Source organism: Psychrobacillus sp. NPDC096426 (assembly GCF_044762745.1).
In the GTDB taxonomy this organism is placed as follows: domain Bacteria; phylum Bacillota; class Bacilli; order Bacillales_A; family Planococcaceae; genus Psychrobacillus.
Window position 1 is genome coordinate 17,143 of the sequence record NZ_JBIWEX010000025.1, and the last position, 19,615, is coordinate 36,757.

Here is a 19,615-nt window from a genome sequence, read left to right on the forward strand (position 1 = left end):
TATAGAAAAGAAGAGAGAAATAATGAAAAAAATCAGCTTTTCCTTTTAATGAAGGGAAAGCTGATTTTATGTAGAAAGTAGATTCAATTATTACTCTCCGTCTCTTCTAGGTCTTCTGCAAAATATAAAAATGCTTCTTGGTCTAATTCTGATAACCGTTCTTTGTTAATCCCCAATGCAAATGCACCTGTAAAAATTGGTTCCCACCATGTATCTGTTTCTGTCATGTTCATTTCCTCCTTTAGTTTCCTTTAATCCATTTGACAAGTATATACCCGAACTAGTTCCACAAATAAACTGAATATCTGAAAATGAATCAAATATCATGTGCTTAAAAGTAAGACTTATAGACTAATGGAGCGGAATGCATAAAAAAGAATTTTTCTCTCTACATTAACAGTATTCCACATAATTTGTTTCTCATGTATCGCCCCAAAAAAGAAGTTTTAACGCAACGATCGATATGTAATACCTTTTCTATCCGAGAAACAAATAGTATGATTTTTAAAAAGGAAATTATACCTGAAGGAGATGGTTGCGTGAATTTTACTGAACAACATTTAGATAAAATAATAAAGGAACATCAAGCTTTTTTTGATACTGGAATAACCAAACCAATCAAATTTCGAATTGAACAATTATCGATTTTAAAAAAATCGATTAAAAAATATGAAAAAGATATCATACAGGCACTTTATCGAGATCTGAGAAAAAGTGAGTTTGAAGCCTTCACGACAGAAATTGGGTTAGTATACGATAATATTGCATTTATGAAAAAAAACTTGGAAAAGTGGATGGAGCCCAAACAAGTAAAAACGCCACTTGCACTTATGCCTTCGAAAAGTTTTATCGTGCATGATCCATATGGAACGGTTTTAATTATTGCTCCGTTTAATTATCCTTTCCAATTAGTAATGGAGCCACTGCTTGGAGCAATAGCCGGAGGGAACTGTGCAGTGATAAAACCTTCTGAATCGACACCCCATACAACTAATATAATACAAAAAATAATCTCAGAAACGTTTGATTCTTGTTATATTAGAGTAATGGAGGGAGAGAAAGAGGAGACTTCTCTGCTCATCCACGCTGCATTTGATTTTATCTTTTTTACTGGAAGTGTAAAAGTAGGAAAACTAGTCATGAAAGCCGCTTCTGAAAGACTCACTCCCATTGCCCTTGAACTAGGTGGAAAAAGTCCCACGATTGTCGATCACACAGCAAATTTGGAAGTAGCAGCGAAGAGGATTATTTGGGGGAAATTCGTAAATGCTGGCCAAACTTGTATTGCTCCTGATTATGTAGTAGTAGAAGAAAGTGTAAAAGAAAAATTTATCGAGCTTTTAAAACAGAAAATCTTACAGTTTTATGGGAAAAACATTCAAGATAGCTCCGACTTTGGGAGAATTGTCAATACAAATCATTTTGACCGGTTGAAAACGATTTTAGAACGAGAAAAAGATCAAATTATTTTCGGTGGAAAAACAGATTGTACGGATCTATATATAGAACCAACATTACTTACTGGAATAGATTTTTCAAGTCCTTCTATGGAGGACGAGTTATTTGGTCCAATATTACCCATTATAGGTTATACCGATCTGCCTGCAATAATTCGTCGAATTCGTAAATTGCCAAAACCACTTGCTGCATATATGTTTAGTGAGAATGAACGTGCACAACAATACTTTTTGGAAGAATTTTCTTTCGGTGGAGGTTGTATCAATGATACGATTTCACAGGCAGGAAGTGCATACTTACCGTTTGGAGGCGTCGGTAATTCTGGGGTTCAGGCATATCATGGGGAGGCGAGCTTTACTTTATTCACACACCAAAAGTCTATTATAAAAAAGAGTACAAAGTTACCTGTGAATATTGTGTTCCCGCCATATAAAAATAAAGTAAAATTAGTCCGAACCATTTTGAAATAAATAAAGAAACGCCCACCATACTTTTACCAATAGATGACTTTTTGTTACTATAGAAAGAAGAAGAGGAGGAAATAAAAAATGTCATTTACCTTTAACAAAGAACAAACTATTACCTTACTAAAACAATTAGTGGAAATACCAAGTCCATCTGGATATACAAAAGAGATTATGGATTTTATGGAACAAATACTAAAAGACCTGCAAGTTACTTATATTCGTACCAATAAAGGAGCGTTAATTGCTACTATTAAAGGAGAAGACGATATTAAACATCGTCTACTAACAGCTCATACCGATACACTAGGTGCAATGGTAAAGGAAGTAAAATCAAGTGGTAGATTAAAACTATCCATGGTCGGTGGTTTCAATTGGAATGCTGTTGAAGGGGAATACTGCACCATTCATACAGCGAGTGGTAAAAAAATTAGCGGAACAATACTAATGCATCAAACAACCGTTCATGTATATAAAAATGCAAGCGGTTTGCCAAGAGACGAGCAAAATATCGAAGTCCGAATAGACGAAAAAGTAACAAATGCGGAAAGTACGCGAAAACTTGGCATTGAAGTAGGTGATTTTGTATCATTTGATCCTCGTTTTGAAGAAACGGACACAGGATTTATCAAATCACGGCATTTAGATGATAAAGCAAGTACTGCATTATTATTACAACTTATTAAGTCATTAAAAGAACATAATGTCGTACTACCACATACAACACATTTTTATATTTCGAATAACGAAGAAATTGGTTATGGTGGAAACTCTAACATTCCAGAGCAAACCGTAGAATATATTGCTGTAGATATGGGAGCAATTGGCGATGGTCAAACGTCAGATGAATATACAGTATCTATTTGTGCGAAGGACTCTTCAGGACCATATCATTACGAATTAACGCGTCAGTTAGTGAATCTTGCGAAACAAGGAAACATCGATTATAAATTAGATATTTATCCTTATTACGGTTCTGATGCATCCGCTGCTATTCGTGCTGGATTTGACGTGAAGCATGCCTTATTTGGACCGGGGATAGAAGCTTCCCATGCGTACGAGCGAACACATGTAGACTCCCTAAAGAACACAGCAGAACTTTTATATGCATATGTAAACACAAAAATTTCTTAAGAATCGGGTCAAACCGATTCTTTTTTACTTGTTTTTTTTGCCTTAAATCCATATGATAAATAAGTGAATAAGAAGGAGATATAACAGAATGGATATAAAAACACAAGATGAAATATTAAAAAGAAGAACTTTTGCAATTATTTCCCACCCGGATGCTGGTAAAACAACTATTACGGAAAAGCTCTTATACTTTGGTGGAGCAATTCGTGATGCAGGAACAGTAAAAGGGAAAAAATCTGGGAAATTTGCAACATCTGACTGGATGGAAATTGAGAAACAACGTGGGATTTCCGTTACATCATCCGTTATGCAATTTGACTTTAATAATTGCCGGATTAATATATTAGATACACCTGGGCACCAAGACTTCAGTGAAGATACGTATCGCACATTAATGGCTGTTGATAGCGCAGTAATGATTGTTGATGCAGCTAAAGGGATCGAAGCACAAACATTAAAGCTATTTAAAGTTTGCCGCATGCGAGGAATTCCGATTTTCACATTTATTAATAAACTAGACCGCCAAGGGAAAGAGCCTCTAGAACTAATGGAAGAATTAGAAGAAGTACTAGGGATTCAGTCTTACGCGATGAACTGGCCAATCGGTATGGGGAAAGAGTTTTTAGGAATCTATGATCGCTATAATAACCGAATCGAGCAATTCCGTACAGAAGAAACAGAACGATTCCTACCTTTAGATGAAGATGGGGAACTAGCGGTCGATCATTCCATGAAACAAACTTCGTATTATACGCAAGCAATGGAAGACATTATGCTATTAAATGAGGCTGGAAATGATTTTGATAAAGAAAAAGTACTTGCAGGAGATTTAACACCAGTATTTTTTGGTAGTGCATTAACTAATTTCGGTGTCCAAACATTTTTAGAAACATACTTACAGTTTGCTCCAACACCACAACCTCGTAATACGGACAATGAAGAAGAGGTTAATCCTTTAAATGAAGAATTCTCTGGATTCATTTTCAAAATTCAAGCGAATATGAATCCGGCACACCGAGACCGTATTGCATTCGTTCGAATTGTTTCCGGGAAATTTGAAAGAGGCATGTCGATAACCCTTGCTCGGACCGGGAAAACATTTAAAGTAACGCAATCTACTCAATTTTTGGCGGATGATCGCGAAACTGTAGAAACAGCAGTAGCGGGAGATATTATTGGACTTTACGATGTTGGAAACTACCAAATCGGCGATACCGTTGTAGGTGGGAAGAAAGCATTTAATTATGAGGCGCTTCCACAATTTACGCCTGAGTTATTCGTTAAAGTAACAGCGAAAAACGTATTGAAATCCAAACACTTCCATAAAGGAATTTTACAATTAGTGCAAGAAGGTGCGATTCAATATTATAAAACGCTCCACACGGAAGAAGTTATTTTAGGAGCAGTTGGGCAACTTCAATTTGAAGTGTTCGAGCATCGTATGAAAAATGAATACAATGTCGAAGTACGTATGGAACCAATCGGATCGAAAGTAGCACGTTGGATTGAAAATGAAGAAGATGTGAAAGAATCGATGACTGGTCCACGAAGCATGCTTGTAAAAGATCGCTACGATAACTATGTATTCTTATTTGAAAATGAGTTTGCAACTCGCTGGTTCCAGGATAAATACGAGCATATTAAATTGTATAATTTACTTTAAGCAAAAAGACTGCCTTTTTATGAGGTAGTCTTTTCTTATGGAATCGCAAGATACCCGCCGTGAATCCAAGATAGACAGTTCAAATCGCAAGATAGGCCTCTAGAATCGCAAGATATCCACTTAAATTTGAACTCTTTTCCCCTAAAGCATATGATAGTAATAGCAAATAAGAAGGTGGACCTGACCATGAATATTAGTAATTTCTCGATAAAAAGGCCAGTATTTACAACTGTAATTATGTTTTTAATCATCATTTTAGGCGGTGTTTCTCTTTTCAAAATACCGATCACGCTAATTCCTAACTTAAATCCTCCGGTAGCGGTTGTCGTGACGAGTTATCCTGGAGCAAGCCCGGTAGAAGTGAATGAAAAAATTACAAAGCCAATAGAATCTTCCTTAAGTACGTTGCCCGGGATTAAATCCATAAAAAGCACTTCTCAAGAAGGTGCGAATTTTATATTACTAGAATTTGATTGGTCAACTAATATGGATGACGTTGAGCTAGATGTAATGCGACGACTGGATATGACGATACTACCAGAGAATGCGATAAAACCTCAGTTTTTAAAATTTGACCCTGCACAATTTCCAGTAATCCAGCTCGCGTTAAGTGGGACGAGTACAGGAGAAGATATTCGTTTAGTAGCGGAGCGACTAAAAAAGGATCTTGTTAGTACGGAAGGTGTAGCAAGTGTTAATGTTTCTGGTACGATTATACAGCAAGTGCAAATACTACTAGATCAGAACGCATTAGAAGAAAAAGGGCTTAGCCAAACGGATATTGTACAATTAATCCAAGCAAATAATATTTCGCTTCCAGGAAATACAATTGAAACGGCAGATAAAAAAACACTTACTACCCGAATTGTTAGTACACTTACAACCGTGGACGACATTAAAAATCTAGTTATTACAGTGAACCCGCTTAACGGGAAAAAGGTAACGATTGCAGATGTTGCTACTGTAGAATTAGCCGTACAACCGAAAAATTCGGACACGAGGGCGAATGATGAACCAGCCGTTTTACTTTCTGTTTTTCAAGAATCGGGTGCAAATACTGCTAGCGTTTCAAAAGCATTTCAACAAGCGTTGGACGAGCAGCTTGCGAAAGAAGCGTATAGTAACATAAAAGCAAATATACTATCTGACCAAGGAGACTATGTTAAAGCAGCAATCAACAATATTGGGACGAGCCTAATTTCAGGTGCAGTTTTAGCAATGCTTATATTATTCGTCTTTTTGAGAGGTATTAAAAGCCCGATTATAATAGGTATCGCTATTCCTTATTCTGTCATTGTTACATTCGTTTTAATATACTTTGCAGGATTCTCGTTAAACATTATGACGTTAGGTGCATTAGCACTCGGTATTGGAATGTTGGTTGATAATTCCATTGTTGTAATTGAAAATATCGAAAGGCATTTAGGTTTAGGAAAGACACCAAAAGAAGCAGCTTCTATTGGAACTAAAGAAGTTGCTAGTGCAATTATTGCGTCTACGTTAACGACGATAGCGGTTTTTGTACCTGTTTTATTTATAACGGGCTTAATTGGTCAAATTTTTACGGAATTTGCTTTAACTATTTCGTTTAGTTTATTTGCTTCATTAGTTGTTGCATTGACTGTCGTTCCAATGATGGCGAGTAAAATGTTAAAGAAACCGAGAGGAAATTTAGAAGCCAAAAGGCGTAGGTCGAAGGCTTATAATAATTTAGAACGATCTGTCAAATGGGCTCTTTCCCATCGTGCAATCATTCTTTCGGCTACGGTTTTATTATTAGCTATCTCTACGTTTGGATTATTCCGCATAGGTACGGAATTTTTACCCGCAACAGACGAAGGTTTTATGACAATCGCAGTAAGACTAGAAAATGGTGCCTCCTTAGCTGCAACGGATGAAGTAGTAAAAAAAATAGAGAAACAATTACAAAAAGAAAATGATGTGGAAGTGTACGTAAGTTTTGTAGGTGGCAATCAAGAAGGGCAGTCAAGAGGAACATCGATGTCTAATCGAGCAGAAATTTACGTAAAAATGGTCCCTTTAGAAAAAAGAGATCGTTCTATTTTTACATTTGTTGATGAAGTACAACCGAAAGTAAATGAGATTGTTGGACAAAATGTCGAGGTAAACTTTAATATGCAAACTGCTGCAGGTTCGGCACCAAATTCCATCTCCTTTACTATTTCTTCCGTAGACAAGGAGCATTTAAACAGCTCAGTTCATGCGATTACGAGTGAAGTAGAACAAATGCCGGGTGTTATCAGTTTTAGAAATGATTTAACAGAAACAATTGAAGAAGTACAAATTACTGTAAAACGAGATGCTGCGACAGAATACGGACTTGCACCAGCACAAATAGCGCAAACTGTCAATAATGTGACAAGGGGAGTTTTTGCGACGCAAATTATTTCGGAGCAAGAGGATGTGTACGGTGTTTATGTCCAATATGATGAAGCTTTTCGGAAAAATGTAGACCAATTGAAACTATTGAAGCTAAGAACTCCTTCAGGTCCATACATTACATTACAAGATGTGGCGAATATAGAAATTGCAGAGGGACCATTAACGATACGTAGAGTAGATCAAGCAGGTGCAGTAACTTTTACGATTAAGTATGAGTCAACATACACGTTAGGGGCAATGTCTGATGCTGTCGATGAAGCAATTGCCAATGCCAATTTAGAAGATAATGTAATGGTCTCATTTGGCGGGGATAGAGAATTGTTGGATAATGCGAAAAATGATATGATTCTGGCTGTTATATTAGCAGTTGTGCTCGTGTATATCGTGATGGCAGCACAATTTGAATCTTATAAATACCCATTTGTTATTATGTTTACAGTCCCTCTTATTACAATTGGCATATTCATCGGTTTGTTTACGACAACTACTCCAATTAGTATTTCAGCGGTTATCGGTATTCTAATATTAGTAGGTATTGTCGTAAATAATGGAATTGTATTAGTGGATTATATCAATCAGCGAAAAGCACAAGGTATGGGGGCATATGAAGCGATTACAACATCGGTAAAAGACCGAGTACGTCCTATATTAATGACCGCATTGACAACGATTTTAGGGTTAGTACCACTCGCTTTAGGAATAGGAGAAGGAACAGAAATTAATCAGCCGATGGGGATTACGGTCATAGGTGGTCTGATTAGTTCTACCTTTTTAACATTATATGTTGTACCCGTCATCTACAGTTTATTTGATAAAGAAACGAGAAAGAAAGCCACATCTTACAATTAAGTAATATTTGTTTACAAGTGGAAAAATAGACAGTATACTTAATACTATAAATTGAATAAACTTTTGACGTATGTCAAAGGGGAGTAGCTATAGGGAAACCTATTTCATAGTCGTCATTACATGGCTTTTGCCATCGGTTATGATAGCAATTTTTAACTTTGCTTAGCAAGACCTTTGCCTTTTTTAGGCAAGGGTCTTTTTATTTGCAAAAAGGAGGATATTGATGGATTTAGGAATATTGTTAGAGTATGGTTGGGTATTACTCGTACTAGTTGGATTAGAGGGATTACTCGCAGCCGATAATGCAGTCGTAATGGCTGTTATGGTAAAACATTTACCAAAAGATAAGCAGAAAAAAGCATTATTCTATGGATTACTTGGTGCGTTTGTCTTTAGATTTCTAGCGTTATTTATGATTACGTTCTTAGTAAATATTTGGCAAGTGCAAGCAATAGGGGCAGCCTACTTATTATTCATATCAATTAAGCATATTTACGATCAGCGGAAGCATAAAGATGACGATGAATCCGATGGTTTGGAACATGAAGTTCAAGGAAAAGAGAAAAAAGGTTCTGGTTTCTGGATGACTGTATTAAAAGTAGAGCTAGCTGATATTGCTTTTGCGATTGACTCTATGCTTGCAGCCGTTGCAATTGCCGTTACATTACCTCATGTAAGTGATTTTGATATTGGTGGCATTAATGCGGGACAATTCTCTGTTATGTTCCTTGGTGGTGTAATTGGACTAATAATTATGCGATTTGCTGCACATAAATTTGTTCGATTACTAGAAAAATATCCTTCACTTGAAACAGCTGCTTTTTTAATCGTTGGTTGGGTAGGGGTTAAACTTGCGGTGTTAACACTTTCACATCCAGGCGTTGGAATACTAGATGAGCATTTCCCACATTCGACAACTTGGAGTATCATATTCTGGACTGTATTATTTGGTATTGCTATTGGTGGTTATATATTAGGAGTAGCAAAAAATAAAAACGTACAAGCAGGAAAATAAAACATAAAGTATAAAAAGATAGTTTTAACTATCTTTTTATACTTTTTTTTTCTACAATGAGATAACAGGAATGTCTGAAAGGAACTAACACGTATGAAACAATCGCCACTAAAACTGAAATCTAGATTTACTCCAGCACAAGCTATCGTGACCTATTATTTTATTGCCATTGCAGTTTCCGTCATACTGCTCAGTTTACCTGGAGTTCATAGACCAGGGGTAGAAGTAGGCTTTATAGATAGCTTATTTACAGCTGTAAGTGCAGTAAGTGTTACCGGACTAACTACGATTAATATTTCAGAGACATACAGTGTGTTCGGATACATCATGATTATTCTCATCTTACAACTTGGCGGCATTGGAATCATGTCATTGGGTACATTTATATGGCTAATTTCTGGCAAGAAAATTGGTTTACGAGAAAGACAACTTATTATGGTTGATCACAATCAGCCAACTATGTCGGGAGTAGTGCACTTAATAAGAGAAATAATAAAAATTTTGTTGTTGATCCAGTTGATTGGTGCAATTTTATTAACTTTATATTTTACACAGTATTATGATTCATTTAAGGAAGCGATGATGCAAGGAGTTTTTACTTCAGTATCTGCAACTACGAATGCCGGATTAGACATTACCGGGCACTCATTATTACCTTATCACAATGATTATTTCATCCAAATTATTACTAGTTTTTTAATCGTTTTTGGTGCTATTGGATTCCCTGTTCTAATAGAAGTCAAAACATTTTTAAAGAATAAAAATAATAATTTTCGTTTTTCTTTATTTACAAAGCTTACGACGATTACGTATGGTGCTCTCTTACTATTTGGAACGGTTATGATCCTTTTACTTGAAATGTTTAATTCCTTTCAAGAGATGTCGTGGCATGAAAAGTTTTTCACTGCATTTTTTCACTCCGTTTCTACAAGGTCTGCGGGATTGACTACGATGGATATAACGCTTTTTAATGAGGGAACGGACTTATTAATGAGTGTTCTGATGTTTATTGGAGCTTCTCCAAGTTCTGTTGGTGGGGGAATACGGACGACGACTTTTGCGGTTGCACTGTTGTTTTTAATAAATTTTTCAAGAGGAAAAGATAGCATTCAAATTTTTAGCCGAGAAATCCAATTAATTGATGTTTTTCGAGCTTTCGCAGTAATTATACTAGCATTAATAATGGTTTTTGTAGCAACAATTTTACTGTCTGTTACAGAACCAGATATACCAATTACAACGCTGATTTTTGAAATCACTTCCGCTTTTGGAACTTGCGGTATGTCGCTTGGGATTACAAGTGAATTGTCGGATATAGGGAAAATTACGATGATGTTGCTAATGTTTATCGGGCGCGTGGGCATGCTTTCCTTCTTATTTTCATTAGGAGGAAAAAGTAATAAAACGAAATATCAGTTCCCGAAAGAACGTGTAATTATTGGTTAAAAAAGCCCTCCTAAGAAATAAAAAAACAACCGAGCAAACAGTCCTTATAGGTCTGACATGCTCGGTTGTTTTAGTTCAAAATATTCTATTCCATGTTATTTGGAAACCCGCGGTAAGCATCTAAAACAACTAGTGGAAACTTAAACTACGATTGCGCTTTTTTCAATCATTGAAAAATGAGGTGTTTCATCTTTCCCGAAAGTAGTTAATAAATAGCCTTCTTTTTCTTTTATAATTCCATTTTTATAAGCATCTACGCTAATAGAAATAGGGGTGATAAATGTCTGCTTATATAGTTCGCGCTCATTTAAGGCAAATGCAACAAACTCATCACCTGCAATGGAAGGATCATCCACTAGCTGCTTATATAATACAGATTGTTCTTCTTTATCTATATCATTTTCCCACCAAGGTTTACGTGGTTGGAATTTTTGTTTAGATAAATAATCGAGTTTCATTACACTTTGAATAGCTGACAATGAAATATTTTCTTGCCCTTGTAAAAAAGAAAATAAACGAGTATATAAATCTTCTAGCTGATGTCCAATTTTCGACCAGTTTCTTTCTTCCCAAAAAGTCCCGAATTGTTGAAAAAAGTCGAATGGCGTTTCGAATATATGAGCGAATAAATATTCAAGTGTGTTATCCATGCGATGCGCATTCCAATATTTTTCAAGTACATCTTCTACTTGTTTAATACGAAGAATATCATCGAACTTTAACACGTTATTAGAGAAAATTTCATAAGGTGCTTGATCTACATATACATAGCCATATTTTTCTGCCTCTACACGTAAACCAGTTCCACGGAGTAGCTTTAAAAATCCAAGCTGTAATTCCTCTGGTCGCATGTCGAACACTTCGTTAAATGTATTTCTAAACGAATGATAATCTTCTTCTGGTAAGCCGGCGATTAAATCTAAGTGCTGATCAATTTTACCACCGCTTTTAACCATAGTTACCGTACGCTGCAGTTTTTCAAAGTTTTGTCTACGTTGTACTAGCTCATTTGTTAAATCATTTGTAGATTGAACACCAATTTCAAAACGGAAAAGCCCGGCAGGTGCATTATCATTTAAAAATTGGATAACTTCAGGACGCATAATATCCGCAGTTATTTCAAATTGAAAGACAACGCCAGGTAAATGTTCATCAATAAGGAATTGGAACATTTCCATCGCATAGCTACGACTAATATTAAACGTTCGATCGACAAACTTGATCGTTTTTGCACCGTTTGCCATTAAGAAACGGATATCTTCTTTTACCTTATCTCGATTAAAATAACGAACGCCAACTTCTATAGAAGACAAGCAAAATTGGCATGAAAACGGACAACCGCGGCTCGTTTCGATATAAACAACTCGTTTTGATAAGTTTGGAAGATCTTCCGTAAAACGAAATGGCGAAGGTGAATCTCGTAAATCTAATTTTGGTGGTAGCGGATTTAGCATAAATTTGTCGTCTTGCACATAAGCTACACCAGGGACATCATTTAGCATTTGTTTGTCATGCAAGAAGTTTAACAACTCTTTAAAAGCGTGTTCGCCTTCACCTACAATAATATAATCGATTTCTTTCACTTGACGTAGCCATACATTTGTATCGTAGGAAACTTCGGGGCCGCCTAAAATGATTTTGATAGAGGGATCTACAGTTTTTAACATTTTAATAACTTTAATCGTCTCTTCAATGTTCCAGATGTAACAACTAAATCCAACTATATCAGGTTTTTTTTGATATAGATCTGCAACGATATTGAATGTCGGATCCTTAATCGTATATTCAACAATAAGGGGGGAATAATCGGGTTCTGCGTAGGCTTTTAAACAGCGTAATGCTAAATTTGTGTGTATGAATTTCGCATTCAGCGTAGTTAATATTATATTCATTATCAATAGCTCCTTCTTTTGTATAACCATTGTATCAAGATAGTCGTTGTCGACAATATAGGAAAAAAGTATCATATCAAAAATATAAGTGATGTGAAATAATCAGAATTAATAAACTTTTTCGTGTGTTATATTCATCATATAGTATTAATCTTTTTGAAGAAATTCATTCGCAATGAGAGGTTTGGTGAAGTTTGTGCTAGTTGAGTATGAATATAGACAAAAATTTGAACATATTTTTCAGTTTTTCTCAAATGGTCTATTTTTTGTTGATAAACATGGAATAGTGCTAGAAATGAATGCACAAATGGAAGAAATACTACAAATAGATAAAAATAAAGTTGTAGGTTTTAACGCATTAGAACTTTTGGATTTGTTTGTAAACCCATTTGAAACTAAAAAAGCATTCGTCACCCAACTGATACAGTTTGGGAAGGCAGAGCTTTTCAGTGAAATTCGAACTTTTTTAGGAGAATTCAAATATATTCATGTGAAGGTATTCAAACAAGAAGATACAAATCTATACTTAGCTGAAGTGCATGACGAGTCTGAGAAGTTCCATATGAAAAAACGTTTAAATCATACTGAGTCACTAAGTACAATTGGCCAATTAGCCGCAAGTATTGCACATGAGATTCGTAATCCTATGACATCATTGAAAGGATTCACCCAATTATTACAACAAACGACAAATGAGGATGGTAAAAGATATTTAGCCGTCATTAATGATGAAATAAAACGTATGGAAGAAATTTTAACTGAGTTTTTAGAAGTCTCCAAACCAACAAATAATAAATTTGAGTACTTCGAACTAAAAGAACTTATATCGGAAGTAGTAAATTTTATGGCTCCTCAAGCACTCATGAAAAATATAGAAATAATCATCACATTAACAATAGATAGCATATGCAAGATTTTAGGAGATCGAAATTTAATGAAACAAGTTTTTATGAATTCGATTAAGAATGCAATTGAAGCTATGCCAAAAGGTGGAAACATTTTTATAACTATTATGTATACAGGAAAAAAAGACGTTTGTATCGAGATCAAGGATCAAGGCCAAGGAATTGATGCAGATCAGCTAGACAAAATATTTGATCCATTTTTTACAACAAAATCTGGAGGGACAGGGCTTGGATTGTCTCATAGCAGTCAAGTAATTAAATCACATGGTGGAAGTATTGAAGTGGAAAGTGAAGTGGAAGTAGGAACAAGTTTTAAATTTATACTTCCATTACAACATGAGTTCTAGCCTGTTTTGACAAGATTATAGGATAACCTATATAATGATAGCTAATGTCAATTTTATAGGTGAGGATGACTAATAATGACAAATGATCAATCGAACAATGCACTAAAGCTATTTGTTGTGTTGTCTCGTGCCCATAAAGTAATTCACGAATGTACCAATCAATTTTTTCAAGAAAACGGATTAAACCCAACCGAATTTGCGGTTTTAGAACTTCTGTATCATAAAGGAAAACAACCACTTCAACAAATTGGTAATAAAATTTTGTTAGCGAGTGGTTCGATTACTTATGTAGTGGATAAATTAGAAGGACGCGGGTATATTAATCGGGTTTCTAGTGATACTGATCGACGTGTTACATATGCGGAAATTACAAAAGAGGGTACTACTTTTATGGACGAACTATTTCCAAGGCATGAGCAGCAATTGAAACAATTAATGGGTGTATTATCTGAACAAGAAAAGGATCAAGTGATAGAACTTTTAAAAAAATTAGGATTATCTATTAAAAACCTTTCTTAGCAAAATAAAAACTTCGAGCCAGATAAGGCCCGAAGTTTTTATTTTGCTTGAATAGTTGCAGCCATTTGTACAAAATTATCTATAGCTGGACTTTCTGTTGTATCGAAAACAGTAATTTTTACAAGTAATTCATCTTTTACAAATGTATAGCCGAAGACGTTTCCATCAGGCGTATCTATTTGATAAGCATTCATATGTTCCATAGATTCGTTCTGTGGAATTAGGTTTTGATCAGTGATTTCTTGTAATGTCCCATTGTCGTTAGAAGCTTGTAATGTGTCTACTAAGTTTTTAGTAATACCATCGATCGTTGCATCGTCTGTACTAAATGTCTCAATTCGCATCGATTGTTGGTCATTTTCCTGATTGAACAGCAAATCTTTATTTGGTTCTTCAGCTGTCAGTTCAAAACCTTCTATCACAGTAAGTTTATAATTTTGTGTTTCACTTTCTGTTTGTGTACCTTCAAGCACTTCTTTTGGTAAAGTGATACTTTCTGTTTCCCCTTGGGCTTGAGTCGTTTCTTCGATGTTTTCAGTTTCATCTGTAGGTGTTACCGGATCTGCACTTTCGTTTCCAGTGTCTGTTCCACAAGCTGCAAGTAAGATAGTTAGTAAAAGAATGGAAAGAAACGTATATATTTTTTTCACATTGATTCAGCTCCTTTTTTTAATAGACGTTTTAGTTGTAATAATGTTTCATTTTCAAGTAAATGGTATTACTAGAAAAAGTAGTACGAGCATCGTGATATGAGCTAAAATGATTAATGGCATACTTTTTTTCCATTCGTATAATAAGCCAAAAGCAAGTCCGACGATGAAGGCCGCTAGTATACCTAACCAAAATTCGCTGAAAGCAAATGACAAACTATATAATGCTGCACCTAGCATAATGGAAAATACTGGGGGGATATATTTTTTTAGCTGTTGCTGAATAAATCCTCTCCAAAAAAGTTCTTCACCTGGTGCTATAATAAATAAAAGTAGCAAATAATGCCATATGGAAGATGGCCCAAATTTATTCATAAAAGAATTGATACTTTTGATGGACAAGAATGGAGTAAAGTCGATCAATTTATAACCAATAAATAAGAGGGCATATGCGAGTGCGCCGTAAGCTATACTAAGAATGAAATAATGAACTGTTCTTAGTTCATCTTCTATTTTAACGTAATAATAAGCTAATGACATAAGAAATAAAGTAGTAAAGGTATAAAAATACCAAAATACTTTCTCATTTGAAAAGGTTAGCCAACTAAAGGCATAAGCGAAAACAAGGGGAATAATTAATCGTGTAATTGGTATTTGACGAAACATAAAAAGCACATCCTAACTATAATTCAAAAGCCGTTCTTCTTAAAGTGAGAGGAACGGCATGACGTTTAATCTTCATTACTGTATAATATTTTATAACGCTTGTGATTAATCACGGTTTTTTCTTCCATTTCTAGCTCATTAAAATTCTCCATAAAAGTCAAATTGACAATAACAGAGTTCTCATTCACTTTCTCAACAATACCTTGTAAACCATCTTTAAACTCAACAACATTACCAACTTCAGCTATTTTCATAGATTGTTCCATCCCCTTTTAGAACTTAATACAATACAGTTTGCCCTAAAAAAAGGTATACGTAAAGTATTTTAACCAAAAGTATTGAAAGTATACATGATTTATAAAAAGAAAGGAATGTTTTAGATGAATTCATATGAAGAAAAGATGAATATGTTACAAAGTGGTGACATCGATAAGTTAGAAATTTCCAAAGCTGACTTTTTATCATTTCGAGAAGTATTAGTCAAAAGAGAGGACTTTAAACATTTTTCCGGAATAGCAAAGCAAGGCGGCGAAATAATTTATACTTATTTACGCGTCGCAAGAAGCTGAAGTGTTCCTAATCGTTCGGAGACTGATGTTTAGACTTTAGACACAAAAGGTATACTGCATAGAATATACATTTTGTAAGGGGCGATCGAGTATGTTGGAACTACTCTTAAAAAAGGTAGAGTTGACGAGAGAAAAAATGATTCAAGTTGCTTTGGAAAAAGGAGTCTCCGATAAAGAAACAATTGAACTGAGTAAAGAACTTGATAGACTTTTAAACGAATATGAAATAAAGGAAAAACGAAAATAACTCATTTAAGGGAGAATTGTACATGCACGATATAAAGCTATTACAAGAAGAGTTGAATAAAGCGATTGTTGGAAGAGAAAAAGAAATTAATTTCATGTTAATGGGGTTATTAGTACAAGGGCATGTCCTGTTAGAAAGTGTACCTGGTTCTGGAAAAACAATGATGGCAAAAGCTTTTGCAGAGGCAATACAAGGAGAATTTAAGCGATTACAATTTACGCCGGACGTATTGCCGTCAGATGTAACCGGCATTAGTTTTTTTCATCCGCAACAACAGTCGTTTATCCTTCGCGTAGGACCTGTAATGAGTAATATATTGCTTGCTGATGAGATTAATCGTGCAACTCCACGAACACAGTCCAGTTTATTAGAAGCGATGGAAGAAAAACAAGTATCGATTGATGGGGAAACCATTAAGCTACCATCTCCATTTATGGTCATTGCTACTCAAAATCCCGTTGAATCACAACAAGGGACATTTCCACTTCCGGCTGCACAATTAGACCGTTTTTTATTCAAACTGTCGATTGGTTATCCAACTATTGCGGAGGAAAGAGTTATATTACAGCAATTTGGGCGATCACCTGGAGAGGTGCATTCGCAAAAAGTAGTCTCATTAGAGCAAATAGAAAAATGGTCGCAACAAGTAAAAGAAGTAGTCGTCCATGAAGATATATTGACTTATATTATTCAAATCGTACATAGCACAAGGAATCATCCATATATAGAATTAGGCCTCAGCAGTCGAGCATCACTAGCACTTCTTCAAGCGGCTAAAGCAAATGCCTTTATAAATGGCCGGATGTTCGTTATTCCAGATGATGTGAAGAGTGTAGTAGAACCAGTGTGCTTACATCGAATGAAATTATCATCAGAAGGCATGTTAATCCATGATATGGCCGAAGTGATGAAAGAGCTTTTAAAGACCATTGAAGCACCTGTTGAGGCAAATACTCGATGAACTGGATTCGTAGAGATTTTGGGATGAATAATACGAAAAACTATGTGCAAATTTTAGTTGTTTCATTGATACTTAGTTTCTTATTAAAGCAATATCTCCTTTTTTCTGTTTTTTCTTTTTTACTAATCATTGCCCTTATAAACATATATTATTACCAACGTGTAGGGGAAAAACTAGAATTAATCAATGAAAAAAAGAGAATTCGCTTATTAAAAGATACTACGTCTAATCTAGAACTAACTTTTCAAAATAAAGGAGTACCCATTTGGAATGGTACTCTTTTAATCTCTTTTCAAACTTATATAGCCCCAGATGGTATTTCCCATACAACGACAACCGGTTTTCACGAAGTAACATTTCCTTTTTCAATTGGAAATAAAAAGGAAGTAACTGTAAAGATTCCGATTAAGGGAGTTCATAGAGGACTTGCTAGGATAAAACAAATTGAATTACAAATTCCGCATCCTTTAACAGATGGATCAGTATTACTTGATTTTAAACCAATGATCTTAATGGATGCAATAGTTTATCCGCAAATTCATAAGCTGGAGGAAAATCTTATACCTTCTAGACTAAAGGAAGGCTATTTGGAATTGAACTCCTCTTTATATGATGATCCCTTTTTTCCAGTTGGAACAAGAGAGTACGCGCCAGGAGACCAATTCCATCATATTCATTGGAAGGCAAGTGCTAAAACGCAACAATTACAAACAAAAGTATTTACGAAAGTAGCGAATGTCTCCGTCTTATTCATAGTAAACGTGAAGGAAAAATATGGGGTAGTTACAGATTTTGAGGAAAAAATCGAGTGGCTAGCTTCTCGTATGGAGGCCTGCTATAAACAAGATATTCCTTACTCTTTTGCAATTAATATACGAACATATGGGAAGTTCCCTTTAGTATATTTACCTTTAGGGAGTGGGGAAGCACACCGAAAACAAGCGTTGGAACTTCTCGCCCTTTTGTCTCGGAGCGATAACTTAATCCCGTTTGAAAAGGTTCTTGCTTATATAGATAACCACGTGGAGCTACCCGTAGCTGTATATATTATGTCACATCAACTAGAACAGTATGTACCTTTACTAAAACGCTTAGAGCAACGTACGAACGTTTTGTATGAAACGGGTATTAGAGTGGAGGGAGTATTATAATGAACAATTCTACCCTTAACATAAAGATTCAGGCTCAATCATTTGGGAACTATTTGCGGGATATATGGTTCGTAGCTTTACTTTTTGTATTGATACGTTTTGAAACAACGGTTGCTTTACCATACATTTGGATTGGGCTACAATTAATCATTGCAATCTTTAGCTTACTTTTTTTCCGAAAAACTGGTCCAAATATGGTCATTCCTTTTGTTCTACCTTCTTTCATTCTTTTATCCTTGTTTTTATTTGGATCTCCAATTTGGCTATTTGTGTTAAGTGTAGTCTTTTCCATTTGGCGTTTACAGGCAAGGTTTAATATACGCCAAGAAGAACAAATAACGGATAATCAATTTACGATTTTCTATTTTTTGACGTTTCTAGGAATCCATTTTATCTATTATCTATTAGGATATGAGGGGTACCATTTCCTTCTCTACTCCGTATTTATTGTAGGAATAGTACTTTTTGGTGGAATCCGATTATTCGCTGTATCGACGAACACGGACAAACACAATGCTCTAACGAGAACTACCTTAATTGGGATGTACCTGCTTAGTATAGTTGTCGTAGTCTGTCTAGCTAGTGTTATTTATTACATAATCCCTTTCTTTCGTAAATTGTTCGATCTGCTGTTGGAAGCAGTACTTCGCGTCGCAATCATTCCTTTTGCTCCTGTAATAGGGTATCTAGAAGATTTCTTAAAAGGATTGCAAATAAGACAGCCAGAAGAGGACGAACACATTCCAATAGGGGAGCTACCGGAAATAGAAACAAAAGAATTAGCGACGAAAGAAACATTTGTAAATTTTCCAGTTGGATGGATTCTTACGGGACTAGCTATTATTGTGATTATATTTTTTATTCGTTATTTATTAAAAAATAAACCAAATAAATTAGAGATAGAGCTAAATAATGTACAATATGAAAACAAACAAATGAGTGATGCAGAAGAAAAAGAAACGAAACAATCGAACTCCTTGTATCAAGTAGAAACTTCTTATTTACGAGAAAAATACGCGCAATTTGAATTAGAAGCACATGCTTATGATTTTGTTAGAAATAAAAGTGAGACAGTCAGAGAATGGTTTAAACGAATGCAATGGCAAGTAGATACTACATTTTTTCAAACTTATGAAGAAATAAGGTATGGTAGTAAGATGATTAATTCCGAAAAAGCAGAATTGTTCATTAAAAACTTAGAAATAATAAAAAAAGTAAATTTTTTTAAAAAAGATGTTTAATAAATCGGTAAACGGGCATATTAATAAAGAACACA

The 19,615-nt window shown here is 35.1% G+C and carries 18 protein-coding genes and 1 riboswitch; of the genes, 13 read left to right on the plus strand and 5 right to left on the minus strand.

Annotated features, from left to right (window positions below; genetic code table 11):
* Window positions 1–83: 83 nt before the first annotated feature.
* Window positions 84–227, minus strand: coding sequence for a hypothetical protein (locus ACIQYS_RS18045; RefSeq protein ID WP_402982948.1), 144 nt, complete (start codon window positions 225–227; stop codon window positions 84–86).
* A gap of 312 nt (window positions 228–539) precedes the next feature.
* Between ACIQYS_RS18045 and ACIQYS_RS18050 the strand changes: the two genes are divergently transcribed.
* From ACIQYS_RS18050 to ACIQYS_RS18075, 6 genes are all read left to right on the plus strand, one after another.
* The gene (locus ACIQYS_RS18050) at window positions 540–1,928 is read left to right on the plus strand and encodes an aldehyde dehydrogenase (RefSeq protein WP_402982951.1); all 1,389 of its coding nucleotides are present in this window, start codon (window positions 540–542) and stop codon (window positions 1,926–1,928) included.
* A 78-nt stretch (window positions 1,929–2,006) separates the two neighbouring features.
* Entirely contained in the window at window positions 2,007–3,056 is a 1,050-nt protein-coding gene (locus ACIQYS_RS18055; protein WP_402982953.1) for a M42 family metallopeptidase, read from the plus strand.
* A gap of 88 nt (window positions 3,057–3,144) precedes the next feature.
* Window positions 3,145–4,719: a peptide chain release factor 3 gene (locus ACIQYS_RS18060; RefSeq protein WP_402982955.1), complete on the plus strand. Its 1,575-nt coding sequence runs from the start codon at window positions 3,145–3,147 to the stop codon at window positions 4,717–4,719.
* A 186-nt stretch (window positions 4,720–4,905) separates the two neighbouring features.
* Window positions 4,906–7,971 (plus strand): efflux RND transporter permease subunit, encoded by a 3,066-nt coding sequence (locus ACIQYS_RS18065; RefSeq protein ID WP_402982958.1) that lies wholly within the window; start codon window positions 4,906–4,908, stop codon window positions 7,969–7,971.
* A gap of 66 nt (window positions 7,972–8,037) precedes the next feature.
* Window positions 8,038–8,196, plus strand: a riboswitch (yybP-ykoY riboswitch).
* Window positions 8,195–8,986, plus strand: coding sequence for a TerC family protein (locus tag ACIQYS_RS18070; protein WP_402982961.1), 792 nt, complete (start codon window positions 8,195–8,197; stop codon window positions 8,984–8,986). It overlaps the preceding riboswitch by 2 nt.
* A gap of 93 nt (window positions 8,987–9,079) precedes the next feature.
* Window positions 9,080–10,432: a TrkH family potassium uptake protein gene (locus ACIQYS_RS18075; protein WP_402982964.1), complete on the plus strand. Its 1,353-nt coding sequence runs from the start codon at window positions 9,080–9,082 to the stop codon at window positions 10,430–10,432.
* Between the two features lie 140 nt (window positions 10,433–10,572).
* On the opposite strand, the gene ACIQYS_RS18080 is transcribed toward ACIQYS_RS18075, so the two are convergent.
* Window positions 10,573–12,324 carry a B12-binding domain-containing radical SAM protein gene (locus ACIQYS_RS18080; protein WP_402982967.1) on the minus strand — a complete coding sequence of 584 codons (1,752 nt, stop codon included), beginning with the start codon at window positions 12,322–12,324 and terminating at the stop codon, window positions 10,573–10,575.
* Window positions 12,325–12,511: 187 nt separating this feature from the next.
* On the opposite strand from ACIQYS_RS18080, the gene ACIQYS_RS18085 reads away from it, so the two are divergent.
* Window positions 12,512–13,576, plus strand: a complete 1,065-nt coding sequence (locus ACIQYS_RS18085) for an ATP-binding protein (RefSeq protein WP_402982970.1) — start codon at window positions 12,512–12,514, stop codon at window positions 13,574–13,576.
* Window positions 13,577–13,651: 75 nt separating this feature from the next.
* The gene (locus ACIQYS_RS18090; RefSeq protein WP_402982973.1) at window positions 13,652–14,095 is read left to right on the plus strand and encodes a MarR family winged helix-turn-helix transcriptional regulator; all 444 of its coding nucleotides are present in this window, start codon (window positions 13,652–13,654) and stop codon (window positions 14,093–14,095) included.
* 38 nt (window positions 14,096–14,133) lie between these two features.
* Here the strand turns inward: ACIQYS_RS18090 and ACIQYS_RS18095 are convergent, their stop codons facing one another.
* The 3 genes from ACIQYS_RS18095 to ACIQYS_RS18105 all read right to left on the minus strand — a co-directional run bounded on the left by ACIQYS_RS18095 (window position 14,134) and on the right by ACIQYS_RS18105 (window position 15,665).
* Window positions 14,134–14,745: a hypothetical protein gene (locus tag ACIQYS_RS18095; RefSeq protein ID WP_402982976.1), complete on the minus strand. Its 612-nt coding sequence runs from the start codon at window positions 14,743–14,745 to the stop codon at window positions 14,134–14,136.
* Between the two features lie 54 nt (window positions 14,746–14,799).
* Window positions 14,800–15,411, minus strand: coding sequence for a CPBP family intramembrane glutamic endopeptidase (locus tag ACIQYS_RS18100; RefSeq protein ID WP_402982979.1), 612 nt, complete (start codon window positions 15,409–15,411; stop codon window positions 14,800–14,802).
* A 65-nt stretch (window positions 15,412–15,476) separates the two neighbouring features.
* A complete protein-coding gene (locus ACIQYS_RS18105) occupies window positions 15,477–15,665 on the minus strand; it encodes a YkvS family protein (protein ID WP_093264291.1) in 189 nt (62 codons plus the stop codon).
* A gap of 126 nt (window positions 15,666–15,791) precedes the next feature.
* On the opposite strand from ACIQYS_RS18105, the gene ACIQYS_RS18110 reads away from it, so the two are divergent.
* The 5 genes from ACIQYS_RS18110 (at window position 15,792) to ACIQYS_RS18130 (ending at window position 19,580) form a co-directional block, all read left to right on the plus strand.
* Window positions 15,792–15,980, plus strand: coding sequence for a hypothetical protein (locus ACIQYS_RS18110; protein ID WP_402982982.1), 189 nt, complete (start codon window positions 15,792–15,794; stop codon window positions 15,978–15,980).
* 91 nt (window positions 15,981–16,071) lie between these two features.
* Complete coding sequence (locus ACIQYS_RS18115; protein WP_402982985.1) at window positions 16,072–16,227, plus strand: aspartyl-phosphate phosphatase Spo0E family protein; 156 nt, start codon at window positions 16,072–16,074, stop codon at window positions 16,225–16,227.
* A 22-nt stretch (window positions 16,228–16,249) separates the two neighbouring features.
* Window positions 16,250–17,188 carry an AAA family ATPase gene (locus ACIQYS_RS18120; RefSeq protein ID WP_402982988.1) on the plus strand — a complete coding sequence of 313 codons (939 nt, stop codon included), beginning with the start codon at window positions 16,250–16,252 and terminating at the stop codon, window positions 17,186–17,188.
* Window positions 17,185–18,339 carry a DUF58 domain-containing protein gene (locus tag ACIQYS_RS18125; protein WP_402982991.1) on the plus strand — a complete coding sequence of 385 codons (1,155 nt, stop codon included), beginning with the start codon at window positions 17,185–17,187 and terminating at the stop codon, window positions 18,337–18,339. Before ACIQYS_RS18120 ends, ACIQYS_RS18125 begins: the two co-directional genes overlap by 4 nt.
* A complete protein-coding gene (locus ACIQYS_RS18130) occupies window positions 18,339–19,580 on the plus strand; it encodes a hypothetical protein (protein WP_402982994.1) in 1,242 nt (413 codons plus the stop codon). The genes ACIQYS_RS18125 and ACIQYS_RS18130 overlap by 1 nt, the downstream gene beginning before the upstream one ends.
* The last annotated feature ends 35 nt before the right edge of the window (window positions 19,581–19,615 follow it).